The following is a 22917-nucleotide window of genomic DNA, read 5'->3' on the forward strand; positions in this document are numbered from 1 at the left end:
CTGCTTTGAATAACAAGAGCACTATCTCGACATGCGTTTAACCTCGATTCGCTTAGTCGGGTTCAAGTCGTTTGTGGATCCCGTGACGGTACCCTTCGATGGCAATATGACTGCCATCGTGGGCCCCAACGGCTGTGGTAAATCCAACATTATTGACGCCGTGCGCTGGGTTATGGGGGAGTCCTCCGCTAAAACCCTGCGCGGCGAGTCCATGGCCGACGTCATTTTTAACGGCTCCACTGGCCGAAAGCCGATCAGCCAAGCTTCCATAGAGCTCAAGTTCGACAACCGCGATGGCGGTATGGGCGGCGTTTATGCGCAGTATGCTGAAATCGTCGTTAGGCGCTTGGTAACGCGGGATGGGCAATCCAACTACTTCTTCAACGGTCAAAAGTGCCGTCGGCGCGATATCGCCGACCTGTTTATGGGCACCGGCCTGGGGCCGCGCTCCTACGCCATTATCGGTCAAGGCATGATTTCGCGGTTGATCGAAGCCCGCCCCGACGACCTGCGCTCGACGCTGGAAGAGGCCGCGGGCATTTCCAAGTACAAAGAGCGCCGCAGGGAAACCGAAAACCGCATGCGGCGCACCCAGGAGAACCTGGAGCGTCTGGACGATATTCGCGAAGAGCTGGATAAACAGCTAGAGCGTCTCAAGCGTCAGGCCGAAGCGGCCAAACGCTATCAAGATCTCAAGGAGCAGGAGTATCGGCTCAAGGGTGAGCTGGCGCTACTGCGCGGCCGTACCCTGCGGGCGGAGCAGTCCCATCAGGAGAGCCGCGTTCGTGAGTTGGAAATCGCGGTCGAAAAAGATGTCTTCGGCGTTCGTCAGTGCGAAACTCGCTTGGAACAAGCCCGCGAACAGCACGACGAACTCTCTGAAGTGCTCGACCGCCACCAACAGCAGTTCTTTGAAACCACCACGCGCATTGCCCGTCTGGAACAGGATCAGGCCCACCGCCGCAGCCGTGAAACCCAGCTCGCTAATGATATTGCCACGGCTCGCCGCGAATTGGACGAGCAGCGCCGGGTTAGCGAAGGTGACCAGACTCGCCTCGCCGCCATTGATGAGCGCTTTGACGATCTGCTTCCCGAGCACGAAGCCTTAGAGGAGCAGCTCGAAAGCCTTGAACAAGCGCTAGCCGACGCTTCTCCGGCCCTGGAAGCCGCTGAACAGCAGTGGGCCGATGCCGAAACCCGCTGGCGGGATGCCAGTCGTGACGCTGATCGTAGCCAGGATCAACTGCGTGACCTGGAGCAGCGCATTCAGCGGCTGCAAGCTGAAAATCAGCGCCGCCGCCAGCAGCGCAGTGAGGTCGCTGACCTCACAGGGCTACGCGAAGAGCATGCTGCATGCGAAGAGCAGTTAGCGGATGCCCAGCAGCAGGCGGAAGGCTTTCAAGCCCAGCGCGATCAATGGCAGCAGCGCTATAGCGATGCCAAGGCGGCCTACCAGCAGGCGACTCAAACACGCGATCATCAGCGCGCTGAACTGAGCCAACGTCAGGGGGAGCTGGCCTCGCTGCAAGCGTTGATTGATGCGGCACTGGTGGATCACGATCCTGCGATAGGCACGACCCTGGAAGCGCATGGATTGGCAGAGGCTCCCCAGCTGGGCGAGGTGTTACAAGTAGCACCAGGTTGGGAAGCGCTTACTTCCTGGTTGCTTGCGCCATGGCTCAATGCACGTTTAGTCACTCGCCATCAGTTAGCGGCCTTGCCCGAGGCCTTAGCCACCGATTGGCGTTTGATCGATCAAACCTCGCCAGCTCCTTCTGCCTCGGGTCAGCGATTAGACAGTTTGGTCAAAGGCGCAGGCGCGCTGGGCGAGTGGTTAGCAAGCATTCACTATACGCAAACGGCCGAAGAGGCAGAGGCGCAGGTAGCGCATTTGGCGCCCGGCGAAAGCGTGGTGAGCCAGGATGGAGTTTGGTTGGGTCGTGGCTGGCTGCATCAGCAGGCCAACGGTGAAGGAATCGACGGGCTGCTATTGACCCGCCGCCGCTACGACGAGCTATCCGCTAAGCGCGAAAGTGAAGAAGAGGCCTTGGCGCTGGCAGAGGAGCAGTGTGAGGCGGCCAGTGAGACGATTGAAGCGCTGGAGCAGGCTCGGGAACAGCAGTCCGAACAAGAGCGTGCCCACGCCACCACCCTGCAGCAGTTGGCGGTGAAAGAGCGCAGTTTGGCCCAGCGCTTGGAACACCTTGAAAGTCGTGCAACGGAGCTCGATGAAGAACTTGCCCAGCTACAAGAGGATGAAGCAGAGTTAGCGCTTACTCTTGATGAGCAGCGTGCCCGCTGGCATGTAGCAATGGAGCAGCTGGAGAGCACCGCTGAAGTACGGGAAACCAGTGCCGAGCAGCGCAACCGGCAGCGCGAGGCGCGTGATCAACTGACCCAGCAGCATGCGCCGCTCAAAGCGCAGCAGCAGGCGTTGGCACTTGAGCGTGAACGCTTAAGCGCTGAGCGGGATAGCCTGCGCTCTCAGCAGGCGCGCTCGAGCGACTCTGAGGAGCGCCTCTCGCTGCGTATTGCCGAGCTTGAAGAGTCGCGGGAGATGTTGGTCGAGCCCGACGAGCTGGCGGGGGAAGAGCTTGAAGAGCTGCTTCATCAGCGTGAGCAGCAGGAGGGGCGCTTAAACGCGACTCGTCAGCAGGCCCAGGCACTGGCTGAGCAACTGCGTAATGACGAACTTGCCCGCCAACAGCATGAACGTAACCTGGAGCAGAGTCGCGAGCAGCTCCAGCAGCGGCGTATGGACGTGCAGGCGCTGGCACTTAAAGCCGCCACCCAGGATGAGCAGCTAACTGAGCTTGGCCATAACGTCGAGACCCTCGCCGAACAGTTGCCCCAGGAAGCGACGGAAACCCGTTGGCAGGAGCGCCTGGAGAGCACCACGGACAAAATTCGCCGCTTGGGGGCGATCAACCTCGCCGCCATTGAGGAGTATGATCAACAGGCTGAGCGGCGAAATTATCTGGAAGCGCAGCACGCTGAACTCACCGAAGCGTTGGAAACCCTGGAACGGGCGATTAAGCGTATTGACCAAGAAACCCGGGTGCGTTTCCGCGAGACCTTTGACCAGGTTAATGCCGGGCTGCAGGCGCTGTTCCCTCGCGTGTTCGGTGGCGGTGCGGCATGGCTAACGCTAACGGGCGATGATCTATTGGAAACCGGCGTGGCGATTATGGCCCGCCCACCGGGTAAGAAGAACAGCACCATTCATCTGTTATCGGGCGGTGAAAAAGCGCTTACTGCACTGTCGTTGGTATTCGCAATCTTTCAGCTCAACCCTGCGCCTTTCTGTATGCTGGACGAAGTAGATGCGCCGCTGGATGACGCTAACGTGGGCCGTTACGCCCGGCTAGTGAAAGAGATGTCCGAGAACGTGCAGTTTATCTATATCACTCACAATAAAATTGCCATGGAAGCCGCCGAGCGCTTGATGGGGGTGACCATGCAAGAGCCCGGCGTATCGCGGTTAGTCTCGGTGGGTATTGAAGAAGCGGCAGCGCTGGTCGATTAACCGCCTTCGCCCTTAGTCTTCAAAAGTCTTGCTGAGCAAGAAATTAACGATGGCCGTTTAGTGCGTGTACTTGATGAGCGTTGGGATATTAAGGTGCATCTACATCTAACATAACCGGCCGCCCCATCCGTGCGCAGTAGAAGAATTTTGGAAGAGACTGTAACTATAAACAGCAGTTTGTTAATCATGGAGTGATAAATATTAAGCAAATACGCAAAAAAATGTCCTAACGCGCTCAAGTTAACTATATTACCTCTATTAATGTTTGGTATTAGAGCGTTAAGCAGCTTATAAATGGATATTGGCAAAGGGGATAATTAGCACGTTAGTAAGCAAAAGGCTGAAACGGTTATGCACTTCCCAGCTGTCAAAATGGCTTTTCTAGCTTTCGAGGTTCCTTTATAAAGCTATGTATAACGATTAAATCAAAGGCTCATGGCACTTTCGGCTGAAGTTAAGGTCGGACTTTTGCCTTAACCGGCTTCAATAACAGTGTCAAAAGCGTGAAAATAGCGTAATTATCAGCAAAAATTGGCCCTTTTCATAGCAATCGCGCTATGCTTGGTGGCAAGTACTTATTAAATAGCAGTTACCCATATTTAGGCATGGTGCCTTAGCAACCGGCAAGATGACCATGGAACGTTCGACATGGAACTAAGAGAGTGGCTAATCATTTTAGGGCTGGCGTTGGTATCGCTCATCGTTATAGACGGTGTGCGAAGGCTTCAACGTCAGCGTCGTGTACCCCGTTTGGATCAGGCGGAAAAGGATCTTTCAGCTAGTCAGCTAGAAGATGATCCCGATGAAGCTGCTAAAGCCGCAGAGATCAATTGGGAGCTACCCAATGGCGGTGCACGAGTCGTTAAGCCCGCTGACTATAGTGGCTTAGGTAATAAACCAAAGTTAGAGCGTCAAGAGCATCCTGGCCCTTCCAGAGTGCTTTCTGAGTTTAGGCGTTCGGCGTCAGCTAAAGCAGCCAAGCGCAAAGCTGCAAAAGCGGAATCCATCGCTAATTCCCAATCAATAGCAGCAGAAAAAACGGAGCGCCCAGCCGTCGCTAAAGCAAATACTGCGACGACTTCACCCTCCATGCCGACTGAGCATGAGCGCCTTGAACCCAGTATTTCTATGGCAAGCACTTCAATGAACAGCACTTCAAAGGCCAGTACCTTAAAGGCTGCTGAAGTTCCTCAGGACAGAGAGGCCGTATCGCAACACGAAGCCGAGCCAACGGCGGCCGCTGATTCTGCTGCAATGGCTAACGCAACCGCTTCTAACGCGAACGCTGAAGCAACTGAGCCTGCTCGACAGGCCGCTATCAAAGAAGACGCAACGACCCGTGAGGCAGCGGCTTCCACTGACGACATGTCTATTCGTGCAAGCGAAACAGAGACGGAAGCCTCTGTTCAGCCTGATTATGACGCTGAACCGGTACTGCGTGCTGAGCCAGAAGATGCCGTATTTGCAAAACAAGCTAATGATCATTCTCCTAAACGTCGTCAGTTGCGCTCCGATACAGCCGGTGAGCACGACGAGCTCGACGATGACGAAGTGGATGAGTACCGGTTAGTCGACTTTGAAGGTATGGGCCGCTCATTGAAGCGCCGGTTGATTGAGCGTCGTAAAGAGAAGCAGCGCAAAAAGGCTGAGAAAGCGCTGCGAGATAAGGAGCTGGCCAAGCAGAAAGCAGAACGTAAAGCAGTGGAAGCGGAACAGCGGCGTGAAGCGAAAGAAGCCGCCGATGCTGAGCGTGCTCGCGTAGCCCAAGAGCAGGCGCAGGCACGTGAAGAGGCAGCAGCCAATGCAGCGGCCGCGGATAGACTGGCTACCCAGCAGCGAGCGGATGATCAAGCTCGTGAAGCGTCTCGGTACGAAGAGCACCTTTACGAAGAGGGCTACGCTGCTGACTTTGACGAAAGCATCGATTATGCCAGCGATGCTGCTTATGATGATCGCGCTGCTGATGAGCGCGTGGGGAATGATAGCGTCCGCATTCATCCCACATTAGAAAAAGCCCTGCGTCACGATGTGAGCGGCGAACACGCCAAAGAGACACTTTCCAGCGCTGAAGAAGTGGTTGTTATCAGCGTTCTCTCCCGTGACCCAGAAGGTTTTGACGGTAGCAAGCTGCTGGAACTCATGATGGTGTGTGGCTTGCGCTATAGCCGTGAAATGGGCATTTTCCACCGCTTTGAAACGGAAAGTGATGACAGCGAGCTGCAGTTCTCCATGGTCAATGTGGTTAAACCGGGCACCTTCCCCATTGAAGAGATGGGCGAGTTTATGACGCCAGGCATCACGTTGTTGATGCCATTGCCGGGTGCGCTCGATAGCGCTGCCGCGTTCGAGGCGATGGTTGAAACCGCCATGGTCGTGGTACGTCATATGGGCGGCGAACTGAAGGATGAAAACCGCAGTGTGATGACCGCACAAACGATCGAGTTTGCCCGTCAGCGGGTGCGTGAATTTGAGCGTCGCCATCGCCTGCATCGGCATATGCAAGTCCGCTAAATCACATCGGCTGTTCAACACCCGCCTTCTTGCCAGAAGGCGGGTGTTTTTGTTCAATAAGCGCTAATTTTACAGTCGTTCAGTTTTCACGTTCGTTCAATTTTTAAATTGCTTAGGTTTTGCGTTGTCGCTGCCGAGTACTGGAACCCATTCTAATGAGCAAGTCTGATTCTCAACCGTTGGAAGAGATTACCCAGCTGCGGGCCGCCCTGGATGAGGCAAACTACCGCTATTACGTGCTGGATGATCCTACCCTTACCGATGCCGACTACGACCGTCAGCTGCAACGTTTACAGCAATTGGAAGCCAGCCATCCAGAACTGATCACCAGTGATTCACCCACCCAACGCGTAGGCGCCGCCCCCGCCGATGGCTTTCCATCAGTGGCGCACGCAATCCCTATGCTGTCATTGGATAATGCCTTTAGCCGCGAAGATATCCATGCCTTTGCCGAGCGGGTGGCAGAACGGCTGGAGTGCAGTGCGGACGAGGTTGAGTTTACCTGCGAGCCTAAGCTGGACGGTGCGGCGGTGTCGCTGGTTTTTGAGCAGGGCATGCTGGTGAGCGGCGCCACCCGGGGCGATGGGCGTGCCGGTGAAGGTATCACCTCTAACCTGCGCACTTTGCGTTCGGTGCCGTTGAAGCTGATGGGCAAAAACGTACCCGAGCTGCTGGAAGTGCGTGGTGAAGTGATTATGCGTCATGCAGGGTTTGAGGCATTGAATGAGCGCGCTCGGGAAGAGGGCAGCAAGGTATTTGCTAACCCACGCAATGCGGCGGCAGGCAGCCTGCGCCAGCTCGACCCGCGTATTACAGCGAAACGTCCGCTGGAGTTTCACGCCTATCAGGCCGCCCGCCTGGAACCTGATTTAGGCGATACCACCCACAGCGAATTAATGGCGCGATTATCTACGTTAGGGTTTCGCGTAAGTGCAGAGCTGAAAGTCGTCAAAGGCCCGCAAGCTGTCGCTGACTACTGCGAGCAGTTGGGTGAAAAACGTGATGCGCTTGGCTTTGATATCGACGGCGTGGTGATCAAGGTGAATGACCTGCGCTACCAGCGTGAGCTGGGCTTTGTCGCCCGCGCGCCGCGCTGGGCGGTGGCGTTTAAATATCCTGCTCAGGAAGAGGTCACCACGCTTAACGATGTCGAGTTCCAGGTTGGCCGTACCGGGGCAATCACTCCGGTAGCACGCCTTGAACCGGTCACTGTGGCAGGCGTGACGGTGTCCAATGCCACGCTGCACAATGCCGATGAGATTACCCGCCTGGACGTGATGATCGGTGATACGGTCTCCATCCGCCGAGCTGGCGATGTTATCCCTCAGGTAGTCAGAGTGCATGTTGAGCAGCGGCCTGCAGATGCCAGGGCCATTGTTTTTCCTGAACACTGCCCGGTATGTGGTTCGGATATCGAGCGCGTTGACGGCGAAGCGGTGGCGCGCTGTTCCGGCGGCCTCTACTGCGCCGCCCAACGTAAAGAGGCGTTAAAGCACTTCGCCAGCCGTAAGGCGCTGGATATCGACGGCCTGGGCGAGAAACTGATTGTGCAACTGGTCGACTTGGGTTGGGTCAAAACCCCGGCGGACTTGTTTCATTTGACTGTCGAGCAGCTAAAAAGCCTGCCGCGCATGGGCGAGAAGTCAGCCAATAATTTGGTCAACTCGCTTGAAAAAGCCAAATCGACCACCCTGGCGCGGTTTATTTACGCGCTGGGGATTCGTGAAGTAGGCGAAGCCACAGCGGCCAACCTGGCTAATCACTTTGGCACGCTTGAAACCGTCCAAACGGCGGAACTGGCAGCGTTGGAAGCAGTCAACGATGTTGGCCCGATTGTCGCTGCCCACGTGCACACTTTTTTCCGCCAGCCGCACAACCAGGAAACCATTGCCGCGCTGATTGATGCCGGTGTGACCTGGCAGGAAGCCGCCGTTACCCAAGGCCCAACGCCGCTAGAAGGCCAGACCTGGGTATTGACGGGCTCGCTTGAGAGTATGACCCGCGATGAGGGTAAGGCGCGCTTGCAGGCATTAGGCGCGAAGGTAGCGGGCAGCGTGTCGAAGAAGACTACTTGTCTCGTCGCTGGTGAAGCTGCAGGAAGTAAGCTAACCAAAGCCGAGCAGATGGGTGTAGAAGTGATCGATGAAGCGACCTTTATGGAACGTTTGGCAGAGTGGGAGCAGAGTTAATGAGCCGTTTTATTGAAGTGCCCGCAAGAATGCTGCCACCGGAAACGCTCGATGCGCTGCTTGAGGCGTTTGTGACCCGCCAGGGTTACGACACGACCGATACCACGGGCGAGGGCATGCATGGTTGGGTAGCCGAGCTCAAAAAGCAGCTTGAGCGTAACGAACTGATCATCGCCCATGACCTTGAGCTGGAGATGACCGAGGTCATGACCCTAGCACGGTGGCGCTCGTTTGGCCGTGACATAGCCGACGACGAAGAAGAGGGCGACTACTGAGTGCGAATAATCGCGCTGATAATGCGCCGCCCTGGGTGCAAGTGATCGACCAGCGGCGCTTCCAGCGGCATCGGTTCATCGCACATTCTTGAAGCAATCACCTCGGCGCATAGTGGTGCGCTGGCTAGCCCGCGTGAGCCATGAGCCGTCGATATCCACAGGCCTGGGTGGTGTTCGCCAGGCGTCTCTGGCACCCGAGTGGCATCTTTAGCTAGCCGCGCATAGTCGGCCTGCCACGCTTCTGCTGCTGGTACAGGCCCTGCATAAGGGGTTTTATCGGGGCTGGCCGCACGCACCGCCGCGCGACCTTGAAGGTGCTTAGGCGTTAATTCACTACCGGCTTTTTCCAGCTCGGCGACTAAGGCGGGCAACATCTGACGCAGCTCATCAATATTGCGTTGATGATCGTCGGCGGTTACATCGGTGGTTGCGTTATTGGGTATAAAGCTGGCGCCAAAGGTCAGCACCCCATCCAGAGCAGGCGCTACGTAGCCGCCGGCGCATATTACGCGGGTTGGGCCTGCTACCCCATCGGGTAATTTTATCTCGCTAATCTGACCGCGGACCGACTGCAGCGGCAGTTCACTGGTTTGCGCAAAGCGGTTAGCCAAATGCGCACTTGCAATTACCACCTGATCGACATTAAGCGTTCTGGCATCGTCTAAATTGAGCTGCCACCCGGCGGCTGTGCGGGTAAGAGAGCTAACGTCACCCTGCTGGACAGTCACTCCTGGCTGACTAAGTAAGTGCTCACATAGTGCCTTGGGCTGAACCCATCCCGCTTGTGGGTAAAACAGCCCATGGGGTGCGTCAATGGGCATGGCCGCTGCTTCGCTTAGCGCCGGGTTGTTTAGCGCAGTGACAACGTTGCTGGGCAGCGGGTGTTGTTCAATAAAACGCTGCTGGCGGCGTGCTTCTTTATCACTACTCGCCAACTGCACCACGCCGCAAGGTTGCCATAAAGGGGGGGGGGATAACGGCTGTGTGGATAGCTGTTGGGTAAGCCAACGCTGGCTGTACAGCAGCCCGGCAAGGTAAACACGGCTCTGGTGATTCGTCTCGGCAGCCAGCTTTACATACAGCGCACCCTGACGATTGCCTGAGCCGCCCGCGCCGGGGGCTTCGCGCTCAACAACCGTTACCTGAATGCCGCGCCGCGCTAACGCTGCCGCCATCGTGCTGCCCGCCAGCCCAGCACCGACTATCGCAACGTGCTTTACGGCCGCCACGGGCGGCGGGGTAAACCAGGGCATTGCCTGGCGGCGCTGGTCCACAGGCGGCGTTTCGATACTGCCCGCAAGCATTTCCCGCTTGCGACCATAGCCTGGCACTTTCTTCCAGCTAAAGCCTGCGGCTTTCAATCCACGTTTGACGATACCAGCGCAGGTAAAGGTGGCGAATGTCGCGCCGGGGCGTGAACGGGCGGCCATGGCGTTAAATAGCGCCGGCTGCCACATATCGGGGTTTTTAGAAGGCGCAAAACCGTCTAAAAACCAGGCGTCGACTTGGCCATCTAACTGCTCCAGGCGCTCTGTGGTATCGCCGAAATGCAGATCAAGCGTGACACGCTCGGTTAAGTGCAGGCGGTGAATGCCGCTCACGGCAGCTGGCCACTGGGCGCATAGCACCTGTGTATAAGCCGCTAGCGAAGGCCAGGCACTAAGCGCCTGTTCCAGCGCCTCAGGTTCAAGAGGAAACTTCTCTGTGGATAACAGGTGCAGCCGCGCATTGGGCGCTGCATGCTGTTCAAAACAAGCCCAGGCGCAGAGCATGTTCAGCCCGGTACCAAAGCCGGTTTCACCAATGACGAACGGCCTTGCTGCTTTCCACTCAGCAAAGCGCTGAGGAAGATGGTTGGCACCCAGAAAAACATGTTCGGTTTCAGCGCGCCCATCGCCACGGGTGAAATAGACGTCATCAAATGCGGTTGCGTGGGGTGCTCCCTCGTTCCAGGTAAGTAGTGGCGTGGTTAACGCTGCGAGGGCAGGCAAAGCATTAGGACGTTGGGTCACGCAGATATCCGTTTAATGAAAAAGTGGTTAAAAAATGATCAATTTGTCGCCGTCGGCGCTGGCTCTGGCTTAGCGCAAAGCGTCCGCCGGGTTTGCACAGAGTTTTCCACAGGCTCTGTGAAAAAGCGGGCGGACCCTCCACACTCGCCTGTTGGGGTCAAGGCAAAACTTTCTTGAACGGCTTAACAATTACCTTGGCATAGACCCCTGCAATCATGTATGGGTCGGCATCCGCCCATGCATTAGCCTCTTCCAGACTCTCAAACTCCGCCACCACCAAGCTGCCGGAAAAGCCAGCATCGCCGGGATTTTCAGCGTCAATGGCAGGATGAGGGCCCGCTAACACTATCCGGCCTTCGTCACGCAGCGCTTCCAAACGGGCGAGGTGATCAGGGCGAGCCGCTAAACGACGCTCTAAGCTATTGGGCACGTCTTCACTCATAATGGCGTACAGCATGTAGATATAACTCCTTGAAAAGAAGGGGATGAAAAGTGAGCGTTCATTGACCGCGCAGACAGATACGCGCACCATATCTTACCCATTGCGAACGATTTATTCACAGCTGAAAAAGCGCATTCTGACAAACTGCTCACACGGCGTCATGCTTATGCCCCGACTTCCTTATACCTTTGATGCCGATCAGCGTTACCCGGTTGATTTGCACATGCACTCCACTGCTTCTGATGGCGCGCTATCGCCCACTGAGCTGGTAACACTGTGCGCCGAACGCGGGCTGACGCATATGTCGCTTACCGATCACGATACCATGGACGGCATTGAAGAAGCGGGCCGCGCTGCCGAGCAAGCAGGGCTATGTCTTATCCCTGGCTGCGAGTTATCCACACGCTGGCAAGGGGTCAATATTCATGTCGTGGCGCTGATGCCCGGTGGCTTGCAGGGGCCGATGGTGGAAGGCTTGATTCAGCAGCGTGAGGCGCGTATCCAGCGTGCGGAAGTCATTGCCGAACGACTGGAAAAAGTAGGTTTACCCGACGCCCTGGAGAAAGCGCGCCTTCACGCAGGCAGCGACCGCCCCCTAGGCCGCCCGGATTTTGCCCGTGCCTTGGTGGCTGAAGGAGTGGTGCCCGACTGGGCAAGCGCCTTTAAGCGTTACCTAGGCAGCGGCAAGAAGGGCGATGTTAAAGCCCACTGGCCGGAAATCAGCGAAGCCGTGAGCTGGATTGTGGAATCAGGCGGCGTTGCCGTGATCGCCCATCCATTGCGCCATGGCCTCACTCGACGCAAGCGTGGCCTGTTGATGGACACCTTCCAGGCGGCGGGCGGCCAAGCGGTTGAGCTGGTTAGCGGCCAGCAGAACCCGGATAGCACCCGTGACTTGGCGCGCCAGCTGGTCGAGCGTGAGTTATATGCCTCCTTGGGCAGCGATTTTCACTTTCCCGGCAGTCATGCAGCACCCGGCAGTATGAGCTTGGTACCGCGCACGGCAGCGCCCCCGATATGGCAGCATCCGCGCTTGGTGCATCTACGCGATGCCGCCCCCGGCCTGTTAGCGATCGGCTAAGTTTTTATTAGCTTAAGTTCTCGTCAGCTTAATTTATCAACAGCCAAGGTCAGCTATGCTGTAGGTACGCGCTGAGCGAGTGAGTTTTCAAAGGAGCAGTTTTATGAGCCAATATTTCCAGATTCACCCGGAAAACCCGCAAAAGCGGCTGATTGATCAGGCGATTGCGATCATTCGTAAAGGCGGTGTCGTCGCTTACCCTACCGATTCAGGTTATGCCTTGGGCTGCCACCTGGGTGAGAAGAAGGCCATTGAGAAAATCAAATGGCTGCGCTCTCTGGATGATAAGCACAACTTTACTCTGGTATGTTCCGACCTATCGCAAATAGGCACCTACGCCAAGGTGGATAATGACGTTTTCCGTTTGTTGAAAGCGCATACACCAGGGCCTTACACCTATATTTTGGATGCGACCTCCGAAGTGCCGCGCTTACTGCTACACCCCAAGCGTCGCTCCATCGGCGTGCGCGTGCCGGACCACCGCATTACTCACGCGCTGCTGGCCGCGTTGGGCGAGCCATTGATGAGCGTCACGCTGATTCCGGTAGGCGATGATCTGCCCATGAACGACCCAGAAGAGATCCGCGAGCGTTTTGGCGCCCATCTGGACGCCATTATCGACGGCGGCGCCTGCCATCTAGACCCCACCAGCGTTATCGACCTGCGTGAACTACCGCCCACCATCATCCGCGAAGGGCGCGGTGATATCGCGCCCTTCCAGGCTTAGGGTTAGGCGCAAGCTAGTCAGAAGCTGGCTCTTCTTTCTCGTCTTTCTTGCGTGGGTCTTCGCTGTCTTCGTCTAGCCAAGTACCGCAGCGTAGGCAGTAGCGGGCACGTTTTTCATGGCGTTCGTGCCCGCAGCCGGGGCAGGCTTCTTCGGAGTAGCGCTCTTCACGAATCGAGCGAATCACCTGCGCGGAGAATACCCCGGTGGGCACGGCGATAATCGAGTAGCCGAGTAGCATCAGCACCACCGTAATCGTTTTGCCCAGCGAGGTAGCTGGCACGATGTCGCCGTAGCCGACGGTGGTCATACTGACGATGGCCCAGTACATCGACATCGGAATGCTGGTAAAGCCCGCCTCAGGAGATTCGATGGTGTACATCAAGGCCGCAAACAGCGTGATGACCATTAAAATGGCGCTAAAAAATAGCAGAATCTGCCGCATGCTGCGTTTGAGCGCGTCTAACAACAGCCGCGCCTCACCGACAAAGTCCATCAAGCGAAGAATGCGGAAAATACGCAACACGCGCAGCAGGCGAACAATCACCAACCCATGCGCGCCCGGCACCAATAGCACTAGCCAGGTGGGCAACACGGCAATTAAATCAACGATCCCATAAAAGCTCTTTAAATAGAGCAGGGGCCTTTCCAGGCAGTAGATGCGTAGCGCCAGCTCGATGGTAAATAGCAGCGTAAAGGTCCATTCAAGGTAGAAAAAAATATGCCCGTAACGCTCGGCATAAATTTCGACACTGCCCAGCATGATGACCGCAACACTGAGCAAAATCGCCCCAATCAGTGCGATATCGAAGGCTTTGGCACCCGGCGTGTCAGATTCGAAAATGATATGGAATAGGCGGGTACGTAGCCCTTCGGCGCCAGGGGTTAAGTGTAAATTCATTGCATCATCCTGAAAGGGGGGCTCAATACGATCCTTAAAAACAGTCCTTAAAAACAGGCCTTAAAAACAGTCCTGAAATAGCATTAAGCCGTTAGCGTAGCTCGGTTTGGTACGCCAAGCGATGGGCGAGTGCCAACGCAGCGTTACCGTAAGCCGTGCTGGGCTGACCATGGGTATCTAAGCCGCCGGTTAACGCCTGAGCATACGTGCGGGCATCGGCATCCAGCGCAGGGTGGTCGGCGAGGGTTGCTAACGCCTGTTGGGCATCGGTTAAAAAGCTTGCCTGCTGGCTGTCGTGGTAGGCGTCCAGCGCCAGCGTTGCGCGGTGTAGCCACTCTGCCGGGGAGTGTGCTTCGGGTAGTGGCCAGTGCTGGTTGCTAAGTGCATTACCCCGAGATGCTTTGCTGCTATCTGAAGGGCGCAGCGGCACCTGCTCTGAAAGTGTCAGCGCCAATGCCCACAGCGCCTCCGGGTCGCCGTCCTTTAATTCAAGTTCTACCTCGCGGATGGGTGTGCTGTAGCCACCGCTGACAATTTCGCCCTCATCCAGCACCAGCTCGATATGACTGCGCTGGTTGGTTGAACCTGGGTTTACTAAGCCATCGGTTAGCTGCCAGCTGCGCCGCGTGAAATCGGTGCTGAGTTGGGGGGCGAGGGTATTGAGCACGCTGCTAAGCTGGCCTTGAAAGGGGGGCAGTTCGGCAAGGGCTACCAGATCCAGTTCGTGGCCAGGAACTTGCCACTCCCACTCCTGTCGTTGAGATAATCCGCCGCCGCCCTGGCCTGCGGTTTTCACCGTTTGCAGCACTTTGCCATCTATTTTGCGCAGGCGTAGCGCAATATGCGCTTTCGCTAAATCGCCTTCCGGGGTGTCAAAATAGGTATTGGTCAACGTGTGCTGGTGTGAGGGTTTTGACACTAGAAACGGATGGTTACACAGCGTGGCCGGTCCTTCTGGTGCAAGGGCAAGTTTCAGTTCTACTTCCATTGGGATGGGTTTTTTCATAACACTCGCCACCTCGTTATCGTGACATTTAAATGAATATTTGATTACATTTATGAACTTTTCATGACGGCGGCGGGCGCACTCTTTATACTGGCGCCGCCATTTCCAGGCTTCCCGAAAACAGGCTAAAAGGCATTATGGTTACCTCCAATCCTTTTTCTTCGATGTTTGGCCGCTCGCCATTCCAGCCGTTATTGGCCCATATCGTCAAGGCGAATGAATGTGCCGACCAGCTGTTGCCGTTTTTTGAAGCAACGCTTGCCAACGACTGGGACAAAGCAGCCGAGCTGCGCGAAAACGTCACCCGTTTAGAGCATGACGCCGATACGCTGAAAACAGAGCTGCGGTTGAACCTGCCCAACACCATGTTCCTACCGGTGTCACGTTCTGATCTGCTCGACCTGATCAGCGTGCAGGACAAAATCGCCAATAAGACGCGCGACATTACCGGCATTATGCTGGGCCGTAAAATGCGCGTACCGGACGAGCTGGCGGATCCTATGCGCGATTACATCCGTACCAGTGTTGCTTGCGTTGCCCAGGCCCGTCAGGCATTGGAAGAACTCAAGGATCTGCTTGAGTCCGGCTTTGGCAAAAACGTCTCAGACGTCATGCAGAATATGATCCGTGAGCTGCACACCCTTGAGCATCAAGCCGATGATCAGCAGGTGACGATCCGTCGCCAGCTCTTCGCGCTCGAGAGCCAGCTACCGCCAGTAGACGTAATCTTCCTCTACAAGATCATTGAATGGGTTGGTGAACTATCCGATCGCGCCGAGCGCGTGGGTAGCCGCCTGCAGATCCTGACTGCCCGCTAAGGGGACCTTTCATGCAGATTATTGCCCAGCACGGTGACATCTTCATTATCCTGGCCTGTTTGTTTGGCTTCTTCATGGCCTGGGGCGTGGGGGCCAATGACGTCGCCAACGCCATGGGAACCTCGGTGGGGTCGAAAGCGATCACCATCAAACAAGCCATCCTGATTGCTGTCGTCTTCGAGTTCTTAGGCGCGTGGTTGGCGGGCGGCGAAGTGACCAACACGATCCGCAAAGGGATTATCGATCCTGAGTTGTTGCAGGATGACCCGCAGCTGCTGGTATACGGCATGCTGGCAGCGCTGCTAGCCGCTGGCACCTGGCTGCTGGTGGCGTCCATGAAAGGCTGGCCGGTTTCCACGACCCACTCGATTGTCGGCGCGATCGTAGGCTTTGCGGTCGCAGGTCTAGGCCCTGCTACGGTGGACTGGGGCGCGGTAGGCACGATTGCCGCTAGCTGGGTGGTCTCCCCCTTGTTGGCAGGCACCATTGGTTTCGTCCTGTTCAAATCGGTACACCACCTGATCTTCGAGGATGCCAACCCGTTCACGGCCGCCAAACGCTACGTGCCCGGCTATGTATTTCTGGTCGGTTTCATCGTTGCGATGGTCACGCTGACCAAAGGGTTATCCCACGTGGGGCTGGATCTAACCTTCAATCAGAGCCTGCTACTGTCGATACTGCTGGGCCTGGTGATTATGGGCATCGGCTTGATTTTGCAGCGTCGTATCAAGTTTGAGCACAATGCGAACGATCACTTTGGCTATGCCAACGTTGAGCGTGTGTTCGGCGTGCTGATGATTTTTACCGCCTGTGCCATGGCCTTTGCCCACGGCTCAAACGACGTAGCGAATGCGGTTGGCCCCCTGGCTGCTGTCATCAGCGTGGTGCAAACCGGCGGTGAAATTGGCGGCTCTGCGCTGGTACCCTGGTGGGTGCTGGTACTCGGCGGCGGCGGCATCGTGGTAGGCCTTGTTACCTACGGCCATAAAGTCATCGCCACGGTGGGTACGGGCATTACCGAACTCACGCCCAGCCGCGGTTTTGCCGCTACGCTGGCGGCAGCCACGACAGTCGTGTTGGCCTCGGGCACCGGTCTGCCGATTTCCACCACCCACACCCTGGTGGGTGCGATTTTAGGTGTTGGTCTTGCACGTGGCATGGCAGCCCTCAACCTGCGTGTTATCGGTACAATTGCAGCGTCGTGGCTGATTACACTGCCCGCAGGGGCAGGTCTCGCGATTCTGTTCTTCTTTATGTTTAAAGGCATGTTCGGCTAATAAATAGCTAGCAACCACTCAGTACGCCAACGCTCGAACGCATTAAGAACCACCCAAGCAATAAAATAACAGCGGCATCTTCATGTTGATCTGCATTAGATCGCGCAGATTTGCATTAGAAGGTGCCGCTGTTTTTTGTGCTCTGGTAAAGTACCCCATCGGACGTGGACAACGTCGCATGTTTCTTTCACCTGCTGCCGGAGAGCGGCCCTTGGATACGCGCTTCCCCTTTGTTGATTGGTTTCGTAACGCTTCCCCCTATATTAATGCGCACCGGGGGCGAACCTTCGTCATCTTAATTGAAGGCGAAGCGATGGCGTCTGGCCGAGGGGAGCAACTGATTCAAGATTTGGCCCTGCTGCATACCTTGGGCGTTCGGCTGGTCGTGGTGTTTGGTATTCGCCCCCAGGTGCATGAAGCGCTCACCGCGGCGGGCGTAGAACCGACCCGAATCGACGGCCGCTGGGTGGCGGATCGCGCGGTGATGGCCCACGTAGAGCAGGTCGCCGCTCATCAACGGCTATGGCTGGAAGCGCGGCTCTCCCTTGGTCTGCCCAGCACACCGCTGCACGGTGTAGAGCTGAGCGTGATCTCCGGCAACCTGGTGACCGCCAAGCCGCTGGGCGTGCGTGAAGGCGTCGATTTCGACCACAGCGGCGAAGTGCGCCGGGTACGTGCCAGCGCCATTCAGGGCCTGCTGGAAAAAGGTTCGCTGGTGCTGCTGCCCCCGCTGGGCTTCTCCAGTACCGGCGAAGTGTTCGACCTGGACGCCTCTGAAGTCGCTCAGCACGCCGCCGTGGCGCTGAAAGCCGACAAGCTGATTCTGCTCGGCGAATCCGAAGGGCTGGAAGATGACCACGGCGCACTGCTGCGCCAACTCTCGCCAGCGGAAGCCGAGCCGCGCTTGACCAACGCCGTTCCAGGCAGTGAATTAGCCCGCCATCTCCAGGCCGCCTGCACCGCCGCGCGGGAAGGCGTGGCGCGTACGCATCTACTTTCCTGGCACAACCACGACGCTCTGCTGGGGGAGCTGTTCACCCGTGACGGCGTGGGCACCATGATTACCCAGCACCGCTACGAGCAGCTGCGCCCCGCCACACTCAACGATGTGGCGGGCCTGCTAGAACTGCTGGAACCGTTAGAGCGGCGGGGCATGCTGGTCGCGCGTTCCCGTGAGCGGTTAGAGCACGAGATCGATGACTATATGGTAATCGAGCGCGACGGCATGGTGATCGGCTGCGCCGCGTTGCATGTATTTACGGATACCAGCATTGCTGAATTGGCCTGCGTAGCAGTGCACGACAGCTACCGCGGCGGCGAGCGCGGCGAGCGCTTGGTGGAAGCCATGGAGCGCCGTGCTCGTCAGCGTGGGTTGGACGAAATGTTCGTGCTCACTACCCACACCGCCCACTGGTTTGTGGAGCGCGGCTTCCGCGCTGCCAGCCTGGAAGACCTGCCGCCGCTAAAACGCGAAACCTATAACCACGCCCGTAAATCGAAGGTGTTGGTCAAGCAATTAGCGTAATGCGCTTATTCACAGCGCTGGAATAGCTGGTTTGATTACCGGATTGGATTAACTAGTTTCATGCGGCATCAGCGAAAACAGCGCTGGCTGTTGCCGCGCTTCTTGTTGAACAGCGTCATCGATCGGTGTGTCGTAGGTGTTGAGCAGATAGCCCAGCACCGAGTAGAAACCTACCATGGCGATCAGGTCGATCACGGCCTTACGCCGGATCATCTCGGCAAGTTCTGCTTCCTGCGCCTTAGCCAGCATGCGCTCATCGAATAACGCATCCACAGCGCTGACGATAAGACCGTCAAGACCTTCGGGCGTACCACGAATAGCCGTAATGCGGTGTTCGGAGAACCCCAGGGCGAGCGCCCGGCTCACATGATGCGCCCACTCGTAGTCGGAGCCCATACGTAGAGCGGCACGTAAAATCACCACTTCGGTCAGTTCCGGGCCTAACGCACTCTCCTTAACGACGTGTTGGCGTAAGGGCGCCCAGGCGCTAAGCAAGGCCGGGTGATGGGCCATGGTGCGGTACACATTGAGTGCGCCCGCAAAGCTCTCGCGTAAGTCAGCGATCTCCTCAGGCCAGTTAACGTCGGCAATGGGCGGGCAGGGGGACGGTGGCATGGGTGAACTCCAGTTAGATCGTTATTCAGATAGTTGTCGTGTTATTACTCTGCGATAGCCGCGTCGATGGCTTCGGCGATACGCTCAATGATCAAATCGACTTCCTCAGGCGCAATGATATAGGGCGGTGCCAGCAGGATATGGTCACCATGAATACCATCGATAGTGCCGCCCATCGGGTAGCTGATCAGGCCACGCGCCATGGCCTGCCGCTTGATCTTGGCGTGAATCTTTCGAGCCGGGTCAAAAGGCGTTTTGCTTTCCCTGTCCGCGACAATCTCGATACCGCGAAACAAGCCCCTGCCGCGAACATCGCCCACATGGGGCGATGCACCGAGCGCCGCTTCAAGGCCGCTCTGCAATCTCATGCCCATTTTATTAACGTTTGCCAGCGTCTCCGGCCGGGCAATGATCTCGACCACTTTGTTGGCGGCCGCGGCAGCGACAGGGTGGCCCAAATAGGTATGGCCATGCTGAAAAAGCCCAGACCCACTGGCAAAGCTGGCGTAGAGGTTGGCCGATAGCAGCACCGCGCCGATCGGCTGGTAGCCCCCACCCAAACCCTTGGCGATCGTGACGATATCCGGCGTTATCCCATCTTGCTCGCAGGCGAAGACGGTGCCGGTTCTTCCCATGCCACACATCACTTCGTCGAGGATCAGCAGCACGCCGTACTTATCGCAAATAGCCCGCACGCGTTTGAAGTAATCCGCCTCAGAAGCCACCGCCCCTAAGGTGGCACCGACCACGGGTTCGGCAACGAAGGCCATCACCTCTTCAGGGCCAAGTTCGAGAATTTTCGCCTCAAGTTCTTCGGCAAGCCGTGCCGCGTAGGCCTCGGGTGATTCATCGCTGCCCTTATCGCGATACGCATAACAAGGCGATACATGGTGGGTTTCTGGCAGAATGGGCTGAAACTGCTGGCGCCGCATGGCATTGCCACCGGTGGCCAACGCGCCAATGGTATTGCCGTGGTAGCTCTGGCGTCTGGCGATGATGTGACGCCGCTGGGGCTGATTGATCTCGACAAAGTACTGCCGGGCCATTTTCAGCGCCGCTTCAACGGCTTCTGACCCACCCGACACCAGGTAGACGTAATCCAACCCGTCCGGGGCCAAATCCACCAATTTCTCGGCTAGCGCTTCGGCGGCATCGGTAGTGAAGAATGAAGTGTGGGCGTAACAGAGGCTATCGATCTGTGAGCGCATGGCAGCCAGCACTTCCGGGTGGGCGTGACCGACGCTGGTGACCGCAGCGCCTCCTGAGCCATCCAGATAGCGGCGCCCCGCCGTATCCGTGATATAGACTCCCTGTGCTGATGCAGCATGAGGCAACTGCGCGCCGATACTGCGGTGAAGAATACGCGTCATAGTCTCTTTTCCTCATGATCAAAACGGTGAGCAGCTCACATGACAATGAGATTGGCATACTCACAAAGATATTTGCAACAAATAAATCATTAAAATAACATATGAAACATGTAGATCATTTGTTCGCAGAGCCAACCCATATTTCTTCACAGAGCCAACGACTATGCAGCCGAGCGATTCGCTGAGAGAGCAGATGATTGCCCAGTACGATGCCATGTCTGCACAGCTGCAGCAGGCCGCGCGCTACGTGCTAGAGCATCCGCAGGACGTGGCGCTGGTGTCTATGCGTGAGGTAGCGCGCCATGCCGCTGTACAACCCGCCACCATGACACGGCTGGCCAAATTCCTGGGGTTACCAGGCTACGACGAACTGCGGGCGCAGTATGCCGCGGCGTTACGCGATGGGGGCGATGGCTTTGCGGCCAAGGTTCGAAAGCGGGTGGTTGAAGGCAGTGAAAGGGGAGTAAGCGATATCGCCTCGCATATGCTTCAAGGGCTAAGTGCCCAGCTTGCAAAGCTGTGTGAGCCCGATTCGCTACGGCGGCTGGAAGCAGCGGCCGATAGGCTAAAGTCAGCGAGAAAGGTGTACGTGCTGGGTTTACGTTCCAGCCATGCCGTTGCCTGGCACTTCCATTACGTGATGACCCTGCTAGGCGAGCGTTCCGTGCACCTGGATGGGCCTGGAGGAACCGGCGGAGACGCGTTAGTCCGCGCTACCTCTGAGGATGTCTTGCTCGTTATTTCCATCAAACCTTATGCAACCGGGGCGCTGGAACTGGCCCAGTTGGCAAAAGCGCAGGGGGTAGGCATTGTTTCCATTACTGATAGTGAAGTCTCGCCGCTGGTAGCGCTGTCAGAGCAGGCCGTTTTTTGCCCCACAGAAAGCGATAGCTTTTTCCATACGCTAACCCCGGCATTAGCCGTCTCCGAAGTGCTATGCAGCTTATTGGCAGAATTCGATCGGCCCAAAACGCTAGAGGCGTTGCAGCAAGCGGATGAACACCTCTTGCATCTCAATACCTATGCGACGGCTATCCCCAGGCGGCGGTGAGAAGCTGACTTAAACCGACCAGCGTTTTGTCATTTTTTGGCAGTTTTGCTTAATGCGCCGAGACAGGCGCTCTAACAATACATGCTCTGTACCTGGCGTTGCGACCTCCTGCAATGCCTCTATCACAGTGGGTAAAACGCTGAGTATTTCATCGGCGAGACGTTCGCCTAAGCTCATGAAGTATGCAGGTTTAAATCCCAACGCCTGGGCGAGAGAAGCAAGGTGTGAGCGTTCGATACTGCCGGGCTGATCAATGCCAGACACTCGAAATGCAAAGCGGTTCGAGAGACCGCTATAGAGCGTCGTGCACATGAGATCGTAAAACGGGGCTAGTTGAACGCCCTGCGGCGTTTGCAATATAGAGAGGTTTTTGGCGTGGCTGTCATTGTTACCAATAAACAGGGTGAAAAAAAACCACTGCGAAAAACGCAGCAGGTCTTTTGCGGGAACACCCGCCGCCTGAAGTAACTGCCGACACTCAATGAGGCTAGGCCCTCCGTCGCTTTCGTATTTGAGGGTGGAAGGTGTCCCTGCTAATTGGCAAATATCTAGCTGGTGATAACGCTGTAAGTTGCCGTGCTCATCATAAAACCGGTCATAGCGCTTAACTAAACAGGCGCGTGTTTGAGGCTGGAAGGTAGCTTCAGCTACCCCTAGCGCTAACGCGGCGGCTAGTTGCATACAGAGCGTTTCATTAAGCGCAGAACACCACACGCCTTTCAAACCACGGATATCCGGTTTCAAAATATGGCTTGAAGGCGCGGCCCCTTCAGGCAGCGCCGGGCTGCCATCAGCGAGTACCATTAGCAGCAGTTTAGTTTGAGCGCCCGCTAATGAAATTCGCGCTTGGGGAGCAAGTTGCCCGGTTAATTCACCCTGGGTTTCATTATGCAGAAAGTCGTTTATAGCTTCCCAGTCCGTCTTGCGATAGCTGGCTGGTCGAGGCGTTTCACCTTGCGGGAGTAGGGTGTAGCCACTCGCCGTATCACCGCCAATCGACTTTAAAAGACCAAAAACAGTGGTGGTGTGGTGGCGTAGCTCAATATAGCGACGTAGTTCGCCCTCAGGCAGTAGGTTTTCGAAGTAGGCCAGCACACTATCGCCGCTATGTCGTTGTTGAGTCAGCGGTAGCTGGGGCGAAAGGCTATTCGCTTGGTTTTTGGCTAGCCACTCCTGAGTATAGTCAAACCGCAACGGCTGAGTGTTATGCAAACGCCCGACATGCAGTTCCCCCCAGAACAGGTCAAGCGCTTCGCTATGGGCGGCCATGGTGATTCCCTTTGCGCTGTATAATCACTTCCAATCCCATTAGATCCAAAACATCGAGTACTTTTTGTAGCTGCAGGGTTGGCTTGCCGCGCTCAAGGTCGACGATAAAGCGGTTGCCTGTACCCGCAAGTCCGGCAATATCACTTTGCAGCAATGATTGATCACGCCGGGTTTGTTGAACTAGCTTGCCCAGCTCTTCACTGCTGCGAATACGTTTTGCACTCTCTATCTGGGAGGTCATAGCGACTGTCCGATAAAATTACCGTACGGTAATGATAGACCATATTAGTGATCAAAACGCTATGATTATTCCCGATCGGTAACT

General features: G+C 56.5%; 18 protein-coding genes. 10 read left to right on the forward strand and 8 right to left on the reverse strand.

Annotated elements, in window-relative coordinates; genetic code table 11:
- Positions 1-31: 31 nt before the first annotated feature.
- The 4 genes from smc (at position 32) to HUO07_RS08785 (ending at position 8501) form a co-directional block, all read left to right on the forward strand.
- Positions 32-3526, forward strand: a complete 3495-nt coding sequence (gene smc / locus HUO07_RS08770) for a chromosome segregation protein SMC (protein WP_176303257.1) — start codon at positions 32-34, stop codon at positions 3524-3526.
- Between the two features lie 648 nt (positions 3527-4174).
- Positions 4175-6037 (forward strand): cell division protein ZipA, encoded by a 1863-nt coding sequence (gene zipA, locus HUO07_RS08775; protein ID WP_176303258.1) that lies wholly within the window; start codon positions 4175-4177, stop codon positions 6035-6037.
- A gap of 155 nt (positions 6038-6192) precedes the next feature.
- Entirely contained in the window at positions 6193-8226 is a 2034-nt protein-coding gene (gene ligA / locus HUO07_RS08780) for an NAD-dependent DNA ligase LigA (RefSeq protein ID WP_176303259.1), read from the forward strand.
- The gene (locus HUO07_RS08785) at positions 8226-8501 is read left to right on the forward strand and encodes a YheU family protein (RefSeq protein WP_176303260.1); all 276 of its coding nucleotides are present in this window, start codon (positions 8226-8228) and stop codon (positions 8499-8501) included. Before ligA ends, HUO07_RS08785 begins: the two co-directional genes overlap by 1 nt.
- Here the strand turns inward: HUO07_RS08785 and mnmC are convergent.
- Complete coding sequence (gene mnmC, locus HUO07_RS08790) at positions 8495-10513, reverse strand: bifunctional tRNA (5-methylaminomethyl-2-thiouridine)(34)-methyltransferase MnmC2/FAD-dependent 5-carboxymethylaminomethyl-2-thiouridine(34) oxidoreductase MnmC1 (protein ID WP_176303261.1); 2019 nt, start codon at positions 10511-10513, stop codon at positions 8495-8497. The two genes, HUO07_RS08785 and mnmC, sit on opposite strands and share 7 nt — an antisense overlap.
- A 157-nt stretch (positions 10514-10670) precedes the next feature.
- Entirely contained in the window at positions 10671-10970 is a 300-nt protein-coding gene (locus HUO07_RS08795) for a YciI family protein (protein WP_035564396.1), read from the reverse strand.
- A 145-nt stretch (positions 10971-11115) separates the two neighbouring features.
- Here HUO07_RS08795 and HUO07_RS08800 point away from each other — a divergent pair, with 145 nt between their 5' ends.
- Both HUO07_RS08800 and HUO07_RS08805 read left to right on the forward strand, forming a co-directional pair.
- Positions 11116-12036 (forward strand): PHP domain-containing protein, encoded by a 921-nt coding sequence (locus tag HUO07_RS08800; RefSeq protein WP_176303262.1) that lies wholly within the window; start codon positions 11116-11118, stop codon positions 12034-12036.
- Between the two features lie 103 nt (positions 12037-12139).
- A complete protein-coding gene (locus HUO07_RS08805; RefSeq protein ID WP_176303263.1) occupies positions 12140-12763 on the forward strand; it encodes an L-threonylcarbamoyladenylate synthase in 624 nt (207 codons plus the stop codon).
- A gap of 13 nt (positions 12764-12776) precedes the next feature.
- Here the strand turns inward: HUO07_RS08805 and HUO07_RS08810 are convergent, their stop codons facing one another.
- Entirely contained in the window at positions 12777-13661 is an 885-nt protein-coding gene (locus HUO07_RS08810) for an ion transporter (RefSeq protein WP_176303264.1), read from the reverse strand.
- A 91-nt stretch (positions 13662-13752) separates the two neighbouring features.
- The gene (locus HUO07_RS08815; protein ID WP_176303265.1) at positions 13753-14667 is read right to left on the reverse strand and encodes a CYTH domain-containing protein; all 915 of its coding nucleotides are present in this window, start codon (positions 14665-14667) and stop codon (positions 13753-13755) included.
- Positions 14668-14804: 137 nt separating this feature from the next.
- On the opposite strand from HUO07_RS08815, the gene HUO07_RS08820 reads away from it, so the two are divergent.
- From HUO07_RS08820 to argA, 3 genes are all read left to right on the forward strand, one after another.
- Complete coding sequence (locus HUO07_RS08820) at positions 14805-15485, forward strand: TIGR00153 family protein (protein WP_176303266.1); 681 nt, start codon at positions 14805-14807, stop codon at positions 15483-15485.
- An 11-nt stretch (positions 15486-15496) separates the two neighbouring features.
- Positions 15497-16762, forward strand: coding sequence for an inorganic phosphate transporter (locus tag HUO07_RS08825; RefSeq protein WP_176303267.1), 1266 nt, complete (start codon positions 15497-15499; stop codon positions 16760-16762).
- 211 nt (positions 16763-16973) lie between these two features.
- Complete coding sequence (gene argA, locus HUO07_RS08830) at positions 16974-18287, forward strand: amino-acid N-acetyltransferase (RefSeq protein WP_176303353.1); 1314 nt, start codon at positions 16974-16976, stop codon at positions 18285-18287.
- 48 nt (positions 18288-18335) lie between these two features.
- Here argA and HUO07_RS08835 read toward each other — a convergent pair whose 3' ends face one another.
- Together HUO07_RS08835 and HUO07_RS08840 are read right to left on the reverse strand one after the other, a co-directional pair.
- Positions 18336-18902 (reverse strand): carboxymuconolactone decarboxylase family protein, encoded by a 567-nt coding sequence (locus HUO07_RS08835; protein WP_176303268.1) that lies wholly within the window; start codon positions 18900-18902, stop codon positions 18336-18338.
- 44 nt (positions 18903-18946) lie between these two features.
- Positions 18947-20272, reverse strand: a complete 1326-nt coding sequence (locus HUO07_RS08840; protein ID WP_176303269.1) for an aspartate aminotransferase family protein — start codon at positions 20270-20272, stop codon at positions 18947-18949.
- 163 nt (positions 20273-20435) lie between these two features.
- Between HUO07_RS08840 and HUO07_RS08845 the strand changes: the two genes are divergently transcribed.
- Positions 20436-21323, forward strand: coding sequence for a MurR/RpiR family transcriptional regulator (locus HUO07_RS08845; protein ID WP_176303270.1), 888 nt, complete (start codon positions 20436-20438; stop codon positions 21321-21323).
- 9 nt (positions 21324-21332) lie between these two features.
- Here the strand turns inward: HUO07_RS08845 and HUO07_RS08850 are convergent, their stop codons facing one another.
- Together HUO07_RS08850 and HUO07_RS08855 are read right to left on the reverse strand one after the other, a co-directional pair.
- Positions 21333-22592 (reverse strand): type II toxin-antitoxin system HipA family toxin, encoded by a 1260-nt coding sequence (locus HUO07_RS08850; RefSeq protein ID WP_176303271.1) that lies wholly within the window; start codon positions 22590-22592, stop codon positions 21333-21335.
- A complete protein-coding gene (locus tag HUO07_RS08855) occupies positions 22579-22833 on the reverse strand; it encodes a helix-turn-helix domain-containing protein (RefSeq protein WP_008959029.1) in 255 nt (84 codons plus the stop codon). Before HUO07_RS08855 ends, HUO07_RS08850 begins: the two co-directional genes overlap by 14 nt.
- Positions 22834-22917 lie beyond the last annotated feature (84 nt).

Source organism: Vreelandella maris, from assembly GCF_013371085.1.
Classification (GTDB): Bacteria; Pseudomonadota; Gammaproteobacteria; order Pseudomonadales; family Halomonadaceae; genus Vreelandella; species Vreelandella maris.